Annotated in this window: 12 protein-coding genes; 6 read left to right on the top strand and 6 right to left on the bottom strand. The window is 74.0% G+C overall.

Going from position 1 to position 13,955, the window contains the following annotated elements:
- Nucleotides 1-22: 22 nt before the first annotated feature.
- On the bottom strand, nt 23-856 hold the full coding sequence (locus tag GH723_RS04805; RefSeq protein WP_195210534.1) for an MBL fold metallo-hydrolase: 834 nt from the start codon (nt 854-856) through the stop codon (nt 23-25).
- Here GH723_RS04805 and GH723_RS04800 point away from each other — a divergent pair.
- On the top strand, nt 855-3,071 hold the full coding sequence (locus tag GH723_RS04800) for an AI-2E family transporter (RefSeq protein ID WP_195210533.1): 2,217 nt from the start codon (nt 855-857) through the stop codon (nt 3,069-3,071). The genes GH723_RS04805 and GH723_RS04800 overlap by 2 nt on opposite strands.
- Nucleotides 3,072-3,080: 9 nt before the next feature.
- Here the strand turns inward: GH723_RS04800 and ric are convergent, their stop codons facing one another.
- A complete protein-coding gene (ric, locus tag GH723_RS04795; RefSeq protein WP_153758580.1) occupies nt 3,081-3,755 on the bottom strand; it encodes an iron-sulfur cluster repair di-iron protein in 675 nt (224 codons plus the stop codon).
- Nucleotides 3,756-3,866: 111 nt separating this feature from the next.
- Nucleotides 3,867-5,306, bottom strand: a complete 1,440-nt coding sequence (locus tag GH723_RS04790) for a multicopper oxidase domain-containing protein (protein ID WP_195210532.1) — start codon at nt 5,304-5,306, stop codon at nt 3,867-3,869.
- Nucleotides 5,307-5,470: 164 nt separating this feature from the next.
- On the opposite strand from GH723_RS04790, the gene gnd reads away from it, so the two are divergent.
- From gnd to GH723_RS18435, 5 genes are all read left to right on the top strand, one after another.
- Nucleotides 5,471-6,499 (top strand): phosphogluconate dehydrogenase (NAD(+)-dependent, decarboxylating), encoded by a 1,029-nt coding sequence (gene gnd, locus GH723_RS04785; protein WP_153758578.1) that lies wholly within the window; start codon nt 5,471-5,473, stop codon nt 6,497-6,499.
- A complete protein-coding gene (zwf, locus tag GH723_RS04780; protein ID WP_153758577.1) occupies nt 6,496-7,893 on the top strand; it encodes a glucose-6-phosphate dehydrogenase in 1,398 nt (465 codons plus the stop codon). The genes gnd and zwf overlap by 4 nt, the downstream gene beginning before the upstream one ends.
- Before the next feature lie 10 nt (nt 7,894-7,903).
- A complete protein-coding gene (locus tag GH723_RS04775) occupies nt 7,904-8,899 on the top strand; it encodes a Gfo/Idh/MocA family protein (protein ID WP_229023068.1) in 996 nt (331 codons plus the stop codon).
- A gap of 291 nt (nt 8,900-9,190) precedes the next feature.
- Nucleotides 9,191-10,075, top strand: a complete 885-nt coding sequence (locus tag GH723_RS18440) for a hypothetical protein (RefSeq protein ID WP_195210531.1) — start codon at nt 9,191-9,193, stop codon at nt 10,073-10,075.
- 4 nt (nt 10,076-10,079) lie between these two features.
- Complete coding sequence (locus tag GH723_RS18435; protein ID WP_195210530.1) at nt 10,080-10,880, top strand: thioesterase family protein; 801 nt, start codon at nt 10,080-10,082, stop codon at nt 10,878-10,880.
- A 7-nt stretch (nt 10,881-10,887) separates the two neighbouring features.
- Here GH723_RS18435 and GH723_RS04765 read toward each other — a convergent pair whose 3' ends face one another.
- From GH723_RS04765 to GH723_RS04755, 3 genes are read right to left on the bottom strand one after another with little or no spacing between them, the layout of a single operon-like run.
- Nucleotides 10,888-11,916 carry a pirin family protein gene (locus tag GH723_RS04765; RefSeq protein WP_153758576.1) on the bottom strand — a complete coding sequence of 343 codons (1,029 nt, stop codon included), beginning with the start codon at nt 11,914-11,916 and terminating at the stop codon, nt 10,888-10,890.
- Nucleotides 11,917-11,941: 25 nt separating this feature from the next.
- On the bottom strand, nt 11,942-13,327 hold the full coding sequence (locus tag GH723_RS04760; RefSeq protein WP_153758575.1) for a diadenylate cyclase: 1,386 nt from the start codon (nt 13,325-13,327) through the stop codon (nt 11,942-11,944).
- A gap of 4 nt (nt 13,328-13,331) precedes the next feature.
- The gene (locus tag GH723_RS04755) at nt 13,332-13,904 is read right to left on the bottom strand and encodes an NADPH-dependent FMN reductase (protein ID WP_153758574.1); all 573 of its coding nucleotides are present in this window, start codon (nt 13,902-13,904) and stop codon (nt 13,332-13,334) included.
- Nucleotides 13,905-13,955 lie beyond the last annotated feature (51 nt).

Raw genomic sequence — 13,955 nt, 5'->3', positions numbered from 1 at the left:
GCCGCGCCCTACCCGAGCGTCCCTACGTCAAGCCGAGGCGGGCGAGCAGGGTGGGGGGCGGCGACGGGTCGCCCTCGGCGAGCAGCGCCGCCCGCTCGACGTTGACCACGTCCCACTCCCGGCCGGGCCACTCCGACCAGGGACCGTCCTCGAGCGCCGCGACGTCGCCCTCCGCGGCGACGCACGCGCGCAGGTACGCCTGGAGGGCGCGGACCTCCTCCTCCCCACCGATCGGGCCGTGGCCCGGCACGATGATCGGGGCCAGCTCGACGACGTCGTCGAGGGCGTCGGCCCAGGCGGCGGGGTCACCGTCGTAGGCCGCGGGGGTCACGCCGAAGGCGCACAGCGCACCGCCGAAGGCGATGTCGGCGCCGGGGACGACCACGACCAGGTTCTCGAGCATCTGGCCCCGGAGGGGCACCGCGATCGCCGCATCGGACACGTGGGCCGGCTCGGTGACCACATGGGTGACCGGACGGGTGCGCAGGTCGTCGCCGAGCTGCGGGGCGTGCTCGGGGAACAGCCGCCGGAACACCTCGGGGTTCGCCGGCTGGTCGAGGGCGGCGCTCGCCGCCGCGCTGCCGTAGACGCCGGGGAGCCGGAAGCGTGCGGTGCCGCCGCTGAACTCGATGTGGCTGGAGGTGAGGACCAGCCGCCGGATCGGCATGCCGAGGGCCTCGACCGCCTGGGCGAACGGCTCCCACTGGGCGGCGACCATCAGCGTGTCGATCACCGTCACGCCGTCGGCGTCGACCACCACCCCGGCGTTGGTGCGGCCGTGCGAAGGTTGCGTCGCCAACCAGGCGTGGACGCCGGGCGCGAGGAGATCGAGGGACGGATCGGTGGCACCGGACATGCAGGACGAACCTACCGGGCGACCGCCGTTCCCGACGGGCCCGGCGGCACCCGTGCACACCGTCGTCGTGCCGATCGCCGGCCTCGCCGCGCTCGGCGCCGCCGTCGTGGCGACGTGGCTTGCCCTGCTCGTGCTCGACGAGGCCCGGACGGCGCTGGTGCTGCTCCTCGGCGGCGCGGCGGTGGCCGTCGTCCTCGCCCCCGCGGTGCGCCGGCTCGGCACCTGGATGCCGCGCTGGGCCGCGATCGTGCTGCTCGCCGCCGTCGGCATCACGGGCACGATCGGCGTGCTCGGGCTGGTGGCCTGGGACCTCGACACCCAAGCCGACGCGCTGTCCGAGGACATCGACGAGGCCGTCGCGTCCCTCCCCCCGGACTCCGCCACGGCGCGGATCGCCGCCGAGGTCGACCTGGCGCAACGGGCCGAGCGCGTCCTCGACGGGCTCGCGGCGCAGGTCGTGATCGGCGACGACGACCCGTTGGCGATCGCCGGGCGCGCCAGCCAGGTGGTGCTCGTCGCGGTGCTCGCGGCGTTCTCGCTGACGCAGGGCGCTGCGCTGGTCGAGCAGGCCGTCCGGACGGTCCAGCGGGCATCGATCCGCGAGGACATCCACCGGACCCTGCGGGCGGCCGCGGAGCGGGGTGGGGCCTGGCTGCGGCGATCCCTCGGCGTCGCCGGCGCGCACGGTCTCGCCGCCGGCGGCCTGGCTGCGGCGCTCGGGTTGCCCGGGTCGATCGCGCTCGGCGCCTGGGTCGCTGCGGCGTCGCTCCTGCCCGTCCTCGGCATCCCGCTCGCCTGGGCGCCGGTCATCGCCGTCGGCTGGGCGCGCGACGTCCCGTTGCCGCTGCTCGTCGCCACGGCCCTCCTGCTCTCGATCGCCGACCGGGTCGCTGGGGTGCGCTGGGTGCGGCGGCCGATCCACGTGGGCCCGATCCTGACGCTCGTCGGGATCGGCGCCGGCCTCTACGCCATGGGGTTGCCGGGGGCGGTCCTCGGCCTCCTCGCGGTGGCCGCACTCGCCGCGGCGTTCGATCCGGACACCTCCGACGTCGCCGGCGTCGTCGAGCACCTCGTCGACGAGGTGGTGCCAGTGGGCGACGACGACGGCTCGCTGCCCGAGCTGGAGCCGGCGCTCGTCGAGGCATCGGCGGCGGGTCCGGTCCTGCGCCTGCAGCTGTCCCGCCGGACGGCGGCCGCGGCGGGGGCCCTCGTCCTCGTCGTGGCGGTGGCCCTGCGGCTCCTCGATGCCGCGCAGGGCTTCGTCATCTGGCTGGTCGTCGGCGGTTTCGTCGCCATCGGGCTCGATCGTCCGGTCAGCGCGGTCGCCCGCCGGACGTCCCTGCCACGTCCGGCGGCCGTGGCTGTGGTGCTCGGTTCGGTGGTCGGTGCCGTCGTCGCCGTCGGCTGGTTCGCCGGGCCGTCGGTCACCGACTCCGCCGACGAGATCGTCGCCGACGCCCCCGCCGCCGTCCGTTCGCTCGAGTCGCTGCCCCTCGTCGGGCCCCTGCTCGAGTCGAACGACGTCTCGGAGCGCCTCGAGGAGGAGATCGCGGCGCTGCCGGACCGCCTGCGGGAGTCCGACGTCGTCGAGCGGGCGGTGGCCGCCGCGGGCGACGGGCTGCTCGGTGCGCTGTGGATCACCAGCCTCGTCATCGCGATCCTGCTCGACGGTCCGCGCCTCGTCGGCGAGGTCGCACGCCGGGTGCGGCCCCGGTCGCGTCGCGCCGCGATCCGCTTCGGGCGCGCCGCGCACCTCACGGTGTCGAACATCGCCGCCGCCACCGCCTTCGTCGCCGTGCTCAACGGCACCGTCGTCATGCTGATCGCCGTCGCGCTCGGCGTGCCCCTGCCGCCGGTGCTCGGGCTCTGGGCCACCTGGTGGAACGTGATCCCCCAGGTGGGGGGCTTCGTCGGTGCCGCGCCGCTCGTGCTGCTCGCCGTCGGCCAGGGACCGTGGCACGGCGTGATCGCCCTCGTCACCTTCGTGAGCTACCAGACGCTCGAGAACCACGTGATCCAGCCGGCGATCGGCGGCCGGGCGGCGCGGCTCCCACCGATGCTCATCCTCCTCGGCGTCCTGATCGGCGGCTCGCTGTTCGGCTTCGTCGGCGCGATCCTCGCCGGCCCGACGCTCGGCGTGGCGAAGGCGGCCGTCGACCAGCTGCGCGGTCCTCCCGGCCCTCGGATCGAGGACCGGGAGCCGGCCGACGCCTGACACCTGGGCTCAGCCCGACAGCGCCGGGAAGAGCACGTTGTTCTCGAGGTGGATGTGGCGGAAGGTGTCGGCCTCCAGCGCCGCGAGGCGCTCGTAGAGCGAGGTGTAGCTGGCGCACGCGTCACCAGGGACCTGGTAGCCGTCGGTGACCGAGCGGAGCTCGCCGAGGAGGGCGCCGGTGGCCTCGTGGTCGTCGCGCAGGCGCTCGACGAGCTCGCCGGGCACGTCCTCGCCGGCGTCGACGTGACGACGGATCGCGGGGAACACGACCGTCTCCTCCTCGGCGAGGTGGGGCACGAGGTCCTCGACGACGGCTCGCACGAGGGCCGCGACCGAGACCAGCTCGGGGTGGCGAACGCCGTGCACGGACTCGACCTTGTGCGCCAGCTCCTGGAGCAGGGGCAGCTCCTCGTGGAGGTACGCGTGGTGCGTCTCGACGATGTGGTCGACGAGCTCGACCGGGGTCCGCTCGACGTCGTCGGCACCGGTGCCGGCATCGGAGCCGGCGAGCTCGGCCACGAGCAGGTCGAGGTCGATCCCGGCCTCCGCCGCCGCCTCGTCGAGGGGTCGGTGGCCGTGGCAGCAGTAGTCGATGCCGTGGTGCTCGAGGACGCGGGCCCGGGTCGAGCGCTCCTTGACGAGCTCGCCGAGCGTGGCACGGGGGTCGACGTGGGTGGTGGTCATCGTCTGCTCCTGGTGGTTCGGGGGTGCAGGTGGTGGGCGCGGCGGAGGCCGGGACGCACCCCACGTCCCGGCCTCACGGCCGCCTCCGGCTCTCGCCGGGTCGACGGGTGGTCAGTGCGACGCACCCTCGGGGAGCTCCACGTCACCGACCTGGAAGAGGCCCATGGCGCCTCGGCCGGCGTTGGAGAACTTGTGGGTGACGAAGGGGTAGAAGCCCTCCTCGTCGAAGGTGAACTCGACGAACCCGCCCTGGGCCGGCTGGAGGGCCAGCGCCTGGGAGCCGCCTCGGGTGTCGTCGGGGCGCAGGCTGTAGGCGCCCTCGAAGTACACGGTGTCGAAGATCGTGCCGACGACGTGCCAGGAGCTGTTCTCCGACGGGCCGTTGTTCACGATCCAGGCCCGCACCCGCTCGCCCTGCTCGACCCGCAGCGGGGCGTGGACGTACTGGTTGACGTAGCCGTTGAAGACCACGGCGTCCCACTCGTCGTCCTGCATCTTGGCCAGGTCGCCGGGCTGGCCCTCGGGGCCGGTGTAGAACTCGTGCTGCACGAAGACGAACTCGTGGTCGACCTCTGCGAGGTCCGGCGGGTCGATGATGATGGCGCCGTGCATGCCGTTGCCGATGTGGTGCAGCGTCGGGGCGGTGCCGCAGTGGTACATGTACGCACCGGCGTGCTTGGCCTCGAACTGGTAGACGAGCGACTCACCCGGGGCGATGGTGCGCATCTCGTCGTCCCACGCCACCTTGCTCGAGTGGAAGTCGAGCGAGTGGCCCATCTGGCCGTCGTTGACGATCGTGACGGTGAAGATGTCGCCGACCTTGCCCCGCAGGGTGGGCCCGGGCACCTGGCCGTCGAAGGTCCACAGCTCCTGGGTGACGCCGGGGGCGATCTCGATGACCTCCTCGGTCATGTGCCAGGTGACCTCGTGCTCGGTGCCGCCGGGGGCGGGAGCGAGGGTCGGGTCGTAGGGCGCCCAGCCGTCGGCGGGGGCGGCGTTGAAGTCGATGACGGCGTTGCCGTCGGCGCCGGGCGCCGCCGTGGCGACGTCGTGGCCGCCGGCTGCGCTGGCCTGCTCGGTGTCGCCGCCCGTGACCTCGATGGCCATCACCATGCCGGCCTCCTTGTGGCCGGGGACGGTGCACCAGGCCTCGCTCGAGGTCTCGACGACGCCGAGGCTCACGGTCTCGGTCTCGCCGGGATCGAGCATCTTCGTGCCGCGTGAGGTGTCACCCTCGAACGCCAGGTCGTGGGGCATCGCCCCGGCGTTGGTGACCTCGACGATCACCTCGGTGCCCGCGGGGACCGAGATGCTGGCCGGCTCGACGTAGAGGTCGCCGAGCTCGACCTGGACGGTCTGGCTGCCGGTGGCGCCGGCGGAGCCCGCCGCGGCCTCCTCGTCGGAGGCCCGGAGGGCGAGGCCGACGGCGAGCAGCGCGAAGAACACCGCGCAGGCGGCGACGCTGAAGGTGATGGTCATCCATCCGTCGCGGTGCGTGGGCGGCGGGTCGGTGGAGAGCTCGTGGACGGGGGTGCGATCCGAGGTGGTCATCGCCGTTGTTCTCCTTCGCCGGCCGACGGGTGCGACCGGTCGAAGTGCAGTGTTCGCTAGAAAAACTACCTGCGGGAGGGTCGAAGGTCCCGACCGGGGGCCCATCGGGCCCAGTCCGCCCCCGCAGTCCCTACGATCGGCTCCACGCGACGAGAGGGGACGGCATGCAGCTCGGGATGATCGGCGCCGGACGGATGGGCGCCAACATCGTCCGGCGCCTCCTACGGGCCGGGCACGACTGCGTCGCCTACGACGTCGACCCGACGGCCGTGGCCGAGCTCGTCGCCGATGGCGCCAGGGGCGCGGCGACCGTCGACGAGCTCGTGGCCGCGCTCGAGCCACCCCGCGCCGTGTGGGCGATGGTGCCGGCGGGCATCACCGGCCACGTCGTCACCGACGTGGCGAGCCGCCTCTCCCCCGGCGACGCGGTGATCGACGGGGCCAACGGCTACTACGGCGACTCGATCGCCCGGGCCGCCGTGCTCGCCGAGGACGGCATCGCCCACCTCGACGTCGGCGTCAGCGGCGGGGTGTTCGGACTGGCGCGGGGCTTCTCGCTGATGATCGGGGGCGACGCCGCCGCGGTCGAGCGCCTCGCCCCGATCTTCCGCGACCTCGCCCCGGGGGTCGACTCCGCCGAGCGCACGCCGGGCCGCACCGGGGCGCCGGCGCCGGCGGAGGAGGGCTGGCTGCACTGCGGCGGGCCGGGCGCCGGGCACCTGGTGAAGATGGTCCACAACGGGATCGAGTACGGGATGATGGCGGCGGTCGCGGAGGGCCTGAACATCCTCGACCACGCGGGCATCGCGGTGGGGCGCCCCGACGACGACCCCGAGATCGCGCCGCTGAAGGGGCCCGAGCGGTTCCGCTACGACCTCGACCTCGCGGAGATCACCGAGGTGTGGCGGCGCGGCTCGGTCGTGTCGTCATGGCTCGTCGACCTGACGGCGGCCGCCCTGCACGCCGACCCCGACCTCGCCGGGTACCAGGGGCGGGTGGCCGACTCCGGCGAGGGGCGCTGGACGGTCCAGACGGCGGTCGAGCTCGGCGTGCCCGCCCACGTCATCGCCGGGTCGCTGTTCGCCCGGTTCAGCTCCCGCGGCGAGTCCGACTACGGCGACCGCGTGCTGTCGGCGATGCGCCACCAGTTCGGCGGGCACGTGGAGCACCCGGTGACGGGACCGCCGACGTGAGCGCCGCCCACCGCACGGAGCGGGCCGACGCCCTGGTGCTGTTCGGGATCACCGGCGACCTGGCCAAGAAGAAGCTCATCCCCGCCGTGTACCGCCTGGCGCTCCACGACCGCCTGCCCGACGCCGTCGTCGGCGTCGCCCGCAGCGGGTGGGACCTCGACGACCTGCGGCGCCACATCCGCACCACGCTCGACGAGTCCGACCACGACGTCGACGACGAGGTGTTCGAGCGGATCGCCCGGGCCCTCCGCTACGTCGACGGCGACTACGAGGACGAGGACACCTACGTCCGCGTCGCCGAGGCGGTCGCCGACCAGCAGCTGCCGGTCTTCTACTTCGCCATCCCGCCCGACCTCTTCGACGACGTGATCTCCGGGCTCGTCGCCAACGGGCTCCACGAGCGGGCCCGGGTGGTGCTCGAGAAGCCGTTCGGCCGCGACCTCGCCTCGGCCCAGGAGCTCAACGCCCTCCTCCACCGCCACTTCCCCGAGTCGTCGATCTTCCGGATCGACCACTTCCTCGGCAAGGAGGCGGTGCAGAACCTGATGGTGTTCCGCTTCACGAACACGCTGCTCGACCCGGTGTGGAACCGCTACTACGTCGACAACGTGCAGGTCACGCTGGCCGAGGACTTCGGCGTCGAGGGCCGGGGGCGCTTCTACGACGGGGTCGGCGCGCTCCGGGACGTCGTGCAGAACCACCTGCTCCAGGTCGTCGCGCTGCTGGCGATGGAGCCGCCCGCCACCGACGACCCCGAGGCGCTGCGCGACGAGATCGCGAAGGTGCTGCGCGCCATCCGGCCGTTCGACCCCGCCGACGTGGTGCGGGGCCAGTTCGAGGGGTACCGCGAGGAGGACGGCGTCGAGCCGGACTCCGACACCGAGACCTTCGTCGCCGTCCGGGCCTTCGTCGACTCGTGGCGCTGGGCGGGGGTGCCCTGGTACATCCGGGCCGGCAAGTCGATGGCGTCGACGGTCACCGAGGCGGTCGTCGAGCTGAAGCGGCCGCCCCGGCCGATGTTCACGTCGACGGCGTCGGTTCCCGAGCCGAACCGCCTGAGCTTCCGGATGAAGCCCGACGACCAGATCACCGTCGCGGTGCAGGCCAAGAAGCCGGGCGAGGAGCTCGAGAGCCGGCCGGTGTCGCTCGTGCTGAGCGAGGCGGTCGACGACGGCGACGCCCCTGGTGCCTACGACCGGTTGCTCGACGACGCGCTCGACGGCGACCCCCGCCTCTTCTCCCGGCAGGACGCGGTCGAGGCCGCGTGGGAGGCGGTGCAACCGGTGCTCGACGCGCCGCCGCCGTCGGAGCTGTACCGGGTCGGCTCGTGGGGGCCGACGGGGGCCGACCGGCTCGTCCCCGGCGACGTCTGGAACCCGTGCGGCGAGGGATGAGCGTCGGGGGGTGGCGGTGACGGCGGCGGCGGCGCCCCTGCGGTGGGGCATCGCCGGGCCGGGCGACATCGCGTCGGCGATGGCTCGGGCGCTGCGACACGTCGAGGGCGCGGAGCTCGTCGCCGTCGGCTCGCGCTCGATGGAGCGGGCCGCGTCGTTCGCCGAGCGGTTCGGCGCGACCCGGGCGCACGGGTCCTACGAGGCGCTGCTCGACGACGACGAGGTCGACCTGGTGTACGTCGCCACCCCGCACTCGTCGCACCGTGAGCTGGCGGTGGCCGCGCTGGAGGCAGGGCGCCACGTGCTGTGCGAGAAGGCGTTCGCGGTCAACGCCCGGGAGGCTCGGGAGATGGCTGCCGCCGCGCGGGCGTCGGGTCGCTTCCTCATGGAGGCGATGTGGACGTGGTTCCTGCCGCCCGTGGTCGAGCTGCGTCGACGGCTGGCGTCGGGCGAGATCGGCCGTGTGCGGGCGGTCGAGGCGAACTTCTCGATCGCCGTGCCGGGGCCGACCGGTCGGCACCACGAGCTGGCGCTGGCCGGCGGTGCGCTGCTCGACCTCGGCGTGTACCCGGTGGCGCTGTCACGGTTCCTGCTCGGGCCGCCGGTCGAGGTGCGGGCGCTCGGCGAGCTCGGTCCGACGGCCGTCGACGTCAACCTCGGTGTCGTGGCGTCGCATCCGGACGGCGCCGTGTCGATCTTCCACACGGGGCTCGAGGCCCGCAGCTCGCACTGGTGCGAGGTCGTCGGCACCGAGGGGGTCGTGCGCATCGAGCCGCCCTTCTGGGGGACGAGCGGGTTCACGATCGACCGCCACGACGGCGCGCCCGAGCGCGTGGAGGTGCCGCACCACGGGCTGGCCCACGAGGCGATCCACGCCGTGGAGCGGATCCGGGGCGGTCACCTCGAGTCCGACGTCATCCCGCTCGACACCAGCGTGGCGATCATGGCGACGCTCGACGAGATCCGCCGCCAGATCGGCGTCACCTATCCCGCCGACACCCCCTGATCCGCCCCCCTCGCCCACTCCGCCCGCCCGCGCATACGCGCCGATTCGGCGCCGAATCGGCGCGTATGGGGGGCCGCGGAGGGTGGCGCGGCGGGGCGTGCCGAGCATCCGGGCCAGCCCCTCGGGTCCGATCCGCGTGCCAGAGCACGCGCATCGGACCCAACCAGCCGCTGCACCCCGGGAGTGCTTCCCCACGCGCCCCGTTGGCGGCGAATCGACGTCGAATCGCCGCCAACGGGGCGCGGTGGTGGGTGGAGCGGAGGCTCGGGGTGGCTTCGGTAGGGTGCGGACGTGACCGCCGCCGTCGTCGTCCTCGCGCTCCTGAGCGGCCTGCTGGCGGTGCTGCTCCTCGTCCAGCGGCGCCGATCGACGGCCGCGCTCGACGCCTGTCGAGCCGACGCGGGCCTCGTCGCCGACGAGCTGGCCGCCACCCGATCGAACGCAGCCGACACCGAGCGCCGGGCCGCCGAGGCCGAGGCCCGGGCCGAGGCGGCCGAGCGTCGCGCCGCCGACGCCGAGGCCAGCGCCGCCGCGACGCGGGCCGATGCCGACCGGGCCAGCGGAGACCGTGAAGCTGCCCTGGCGTCGCTCGCCGCCGCGGAGGACCAGATCGCCGCGGCCCAGGCCACCGCCGCCGCAGCCACCACCGAGCGCGACGAGGTCGCCGCCCAGGTGGTCGAGCTGCGTGAACGCCTGCTCGCCCTCGACGCCGCCTCCCGCCGCACCCTCGACGCCCACCGCCCCGGCATCGAGGCCGAGGCCCTCTGGCAGCTCGAGCTCGCACGGGCCGAACGCACCTGGCGCCACAGCGTGGCCGCCTCCCCCGACGGGCCGGGCCCGTTCGGCGAGACCGACGACCCGCTGCGCACCGCCGTCGAGATCGAGGTCGCCGCCCTGCGCGAGGAGGTCGGCGTGGCGATGGAGGTCGACTGGGACGCCACGGTCGACGACCCAGCGAGGTGCCTCACCGTCCTGCGCCTCACCCAGGAGCTGCTCGCCGCCGCAGCACGGGAGCAGCAGGCCATCGTCCTGCGAGCCCACGAGGAGGGCGGCGAGGTCGTGCTCGTCCTCAGCGTCCCCGAGGGCAACCCGCCGCTCGAGATCGAGGTCCCACCCCTCGCCGAGCACCTCGTCAGCGTCCGCTCGGGCGACGACCTGCGCGTCGCCGTACGGTGACGGCGTGACCGCGAACCCCGAGGCCCTCTACCTCCCCGACGGCGACCACCTCGTCCCCACCGAGCTCACCGTCGGCCCCTGGGACCCGGCCGCCCAGCACGGCGGCGCCCCGTCCGCGCTGCTCACCCACGCCGTCGAGTCAGCCGACGCCCCCGTCCCGGTCCAGATCGCGCGCCTCACGTTCGAGCTCCTGCGCCCGGTCCCCCTCACGCCCCTCCGCATCACGACCGAGGTGCTCCGCCCCGGCAAGAAGGTCCAGCTCGTGCAGGCGTCCCTCCACGCCGGCGACACCGAGGTCATGCGGGCCACGGCCCTGCGCATCCGCCGCGCCGACCTCCCGGTGCCCGACGAGGCGGTGCCGGCGGATCCGCCGCCCCCCGGGCCGGAGCACGGCGAGCAGCTCCAGTTCCCCGGCGCACCCGAGCCCGACGGCCTCACCTTCCACCGCGACGCCAACGAGATCCTGTTCGTCGACGGCGGCTTCGATCGCCCCGGACCGGCCACCGGGTGGATCCGCCTCCGCTACCCGGTGATCGCCAGCGAGACGACGACGCCGATGATGCGACTCGCCGGTGCCGCCGACTTCGGCAACGGCTTCTCCTGGGCGGTGCCCCGCGGCCAGTGGATCTTCATCAACCCCGACCTGACGATCCACGCCGTGCGCGAACCGCTCGGCGACTGGATCTGCCTGCGCTCGACGACCTTCCCCGGCTCCACCGGTGCCGCGGCAGCCGAGAGCGCCCTCTACGACGGGCAGGGTCGGGTGGGTCGGTCCGTCCAGAGCCTCCTGCTCGACCGCACCTGAGCGCCGCTCAGACGGACGTGCCCTCGGGCTCCTCCAGGCGGCCGTCGACGTGGCGCGCGAACCGTCCGCGGTCTCGACCGTGCGTCGGCGCGTCGTCCTCCCAGGGCCAGCCGCCGAACTGGGTCGACTGGTAGTCGACCATCGCCTGGCGGATCTCCTGCTCGGTGTTCATGACGAACGGCCCGTAGCGGGCCACGGGCTCGCCGATCGGCCGACCCTGGAGCACGAGCGCCTCGACCTCGGCATCGCCGGCCACGACCTCGACCTCCTGGTCGGACGCCAGCTGGACCCCGGTGTCGTTGCCCACCTCGGTGCCCCCCACCACGGCGGTGTCGGCCTCGAACACGTAGAGCACCCGCAGCGACTCGGCGTGAGCGGCCGCGGGCAGCGTGAGGCGGGCGCCCGGATCGAGCCGGACGTGCCAGATCGCGACGTCGGCGTCGGCGCGGGCGGCCCACGAGCTGGGTGGCGGCGCCGGCGCCGTCACGTCCCCGAACGCCCCGGCGATGACGGTGACCTCGGCGCGCCGCCCCTCCGGCCCCACGACGTGGCGGGCGATGTCGTCGGCCCAGAACATCGTGAAGTACGGATCGACGAGCTTGTCCTCGGCCGGGAGGTTGAGCCAGATCTGGAACAGCTCGAGCGGGTTCGTCCGGTCGGCGTGGACCAGCGGGAACATCTCGGAGTGCACGATCCCCCGCCCGGCCGTCACCCACTGCACGTCGCCCCGACCGAACCGGGCGGCGGCGCCGAGCGAGTCGGAGTGGTCGATCAGTCCCTTGCGGACGAACGTGACCGTCTCGAACCCCCGGTGCGGGTGGCCCGGGAAGCCGGGGACGGTGAGGCCGTGGTACATGCTCCACCCGTCGGCGCCGGAGAAGTCCATGCCCAGCTCGCGGTCGTCGACCGGCACGGCGGGCGCCATGGCGTCGTCGCCCGCCGGGTACGCGTCGTCGTGGTGGGCGCAGAAGAGGAACGGGTCGAGCGTCGGCCACTGCGCGCCGAGCGGGACGGTCTGCAGCACGGGGTCGGTCATGTCGTCCAGCCTACGGACGCCCCGCTCAACCCTGCGGGCCACCACCCACCCCGGCGAGCAGCGTGGCCACGACCTTGCCGTCGCGGAACACGGTGATGTCGCCGTCGACCGACACCTTCAGCACCACCAGCGCGTGCTCCGAGAGCGTGCGAGCCGCGGCGGTCCGCGCCCCCTCGTACTGGCTCTCCGAGCTGGTGACGATGGCGCCGTAGGCGATGAGGCGGCCGTCGCGGTCGAGGATCGTCGCGCCGTCGAGGACGGCGAGGCGGGCGATCGTCCGCTCGTCGAGCTCCTCGGAGTCGATGAGGTGGTGCAGGCGCGTCTCGACCCGCATCGCCATCGGGTCGATCTCGTCGCGCAGGTCGTAGCGGTCCTTGGTGGGGACGATCCCGTCGAGCTCGGAGGCGTCCTCGACGATGGCGAGGATCGCGCCTCGGGGTTGGGCCGAGATGAGGAACGCCGCCTGCACGACCTCGTGGGCGGCCGGGCTGTCGCCGATCATGCGGGTGATCGACGCCGCCAGCTCGAACGGGAAGGCCCGCCACCGCTCGCCCCGCCGCACGAGCAGCGGCTCGCCGTCGACGAAGGTCCAGATGCTGCGGTCGGTGCGCAGGTAGAACCCGATGCCGCCGACGGTGGCAGTGGCGTGGGCGACGAGGCTGCCGGACTCGACCATCTCCGCGGTGCGGCCCCGCATGCGCTCGTGCTCGGCGTGCAGGCGGTCGAAGCGGTGGCGCTGGAGCTCGGTGCGGGCCCGGCCCCTCTCGTCGACGACGAGGACGGAGTGCTGCCCGTCGAAGAGCAGCGGCGCCCGCTTCGCGGCCCGGAGGTGCGCCGGGTACCGCAGCTCGATGCGCGGCGAGGCCTCGAGCACGTCGGTGAGCACCACCCCGTGGGTGAGGTCGTGGGACTCGACGCGGCTGGAGCTGAGCTCGACCAGGTACTCGATCGTCTCGGAGATGAGCCCCTCGGCGACCGGCCCGTCGGTGCGGGCGTCGAGGTAGCGGGTGAGGATGCCCGCGGCGATCGAGTCGCGCATCGCCCGACGCAGGGGCGCGGGCAGCGCGTGGTGCTGCTCCTCGCGCCGCAGGGACCGGAACGTCTCCGCGACCTCGATCCCCACCTGGGGCAGGGCGGCGAGCACCTCGGCGAGCGGCTCGCTGCCCGACGGCAGGAGGTGGCGCCGGCGATCGCCCAGCCGGACGGTCACCGTCAGGTCCCACCCGTCGGGGCCCTTCCCCGACGCCGAGGCCAGCTCCGGGCCGAGGGCGACCTCGGGCGGGGTGCCGGCGGGCCGGTACCGGAGCTCGACGGTGCCGGTGGCGAGCACGTCGGCGAGCGCCTCGGCCATGGCGTCGGCCACGGGGTCCCGCGGCAGGTGGTCGACGGTCGAGGTGCGTACCCAGCGCATCCGCTCAGTCTGTCGGGCGCAGCCCCTCCAGCGCGCCCGACCAGCGCGCCAGCTCGTCGAGCATCACCCCGGCGGCGTCGCCCATGACGTCGGTGGCTCGGACCTCGCCGTCGCGGACGACCTGGCCGACCATCGGGATGTACACCGCCTCGGGCAGCGGGACCATCTTCAGGGCCGCGGCCACCGTCTTCAGCTGCTGCACCGCTCGGGTGCCGCCGGCGACGCCCCCGTAGGAGACGAACCCGATCGGCTTGCGCTGCCACTCGTGGAAGAGGAAGTCGATCGCGTTCTTCACCGCGGCGTTGTAGCCGTGGTTGTACTCGGGCACGTCGAACACGTAGGCGTCGCCGCGCGAGATGGTGTCGCTCCAGCGGCGGGTGTGCTCGTGCTCGTAGTCGCCGAGGCGGGGGTGGCGGGGCTCGTCGAACAGCGGCAGGTCGACCTCGGCCAGATCGACGAGCTCGACATCGAACGCCCCGTGGGACGACGCGACGCCGTGGAACCAGTCGGCGATCGGGCGGCCGACGCGGCCGGGACGGGTGCTGCCGACGATGACCTGCAGGACGGGGCGCGACACGAGAGCTCCTCGGTGGGGGACGGCGGCGGCCTACCCCGCCCCACCGCAGCG

This window comes from Actinomarinicola tropica (assembly GCF_009650215.1).
Lineage (GTDB): Bacteria > Actinomycetota > Acidimicrobiia > Acidimicrobiales > SKKL01 > Actinomarinicola > Actinomarinicola tropica.
Note: the sequence above shows the minus strand (reverse complement) of the source record. Positions and strands in the feature narration are given on the sequence as shown.

Bases quoted from the DNA above. Each gene is read 5' to 3' on its own strand.
- GH723_RS04790 (WP_195210532.1), bottom strand. From the start codon at position 5,306: ATGACCACCTCGGATCGCACCCCCGTCCACGAGCTCTCCACCGACCCG.
- ric (WP_153758580.1), bottom strand. From the start codon at position 3,755: ATGACCACCACCCACGTCGACCCCCGTGCCACGCTCGGCGAGCTCGTC.
- GH723_RS04805 (WP_195210534.1), bottom strand. From the start codon at position 856: ATGTCCGGTGCCACCGATCCGTCCCTCGATCTCCTCGCGCCCGGCGTC.
- GH723_RS04760 (WP_153758575.1), bottom strand. From the start codon at position 13,327: ATGCGCTGGGTACGCACCTCGACCGTCGACCACCTGCCGCGGGACCCC.
- GH723_RS04800 (WP_195210533.1), top strand. From the start codon at position 855: ATGCAGGACGAACCTACCGGGCGACCGCCGTTCCCGACGGGCCCGGCG.
- gnd (WP_153758578.1), top strand. From the start codon at position 5,471: ATGCAGCTCGGGATGATCGGCGCCGGACGGATGGGCGCCAACATCGTC.
- GH723_RS04765 (WP_153758576.1), bottom strand. From the start codon at position 11,916: ATGACCGACCCCGTGCTGCAGACCGTCCCGCTCGGCGCGCAGTGGCCG.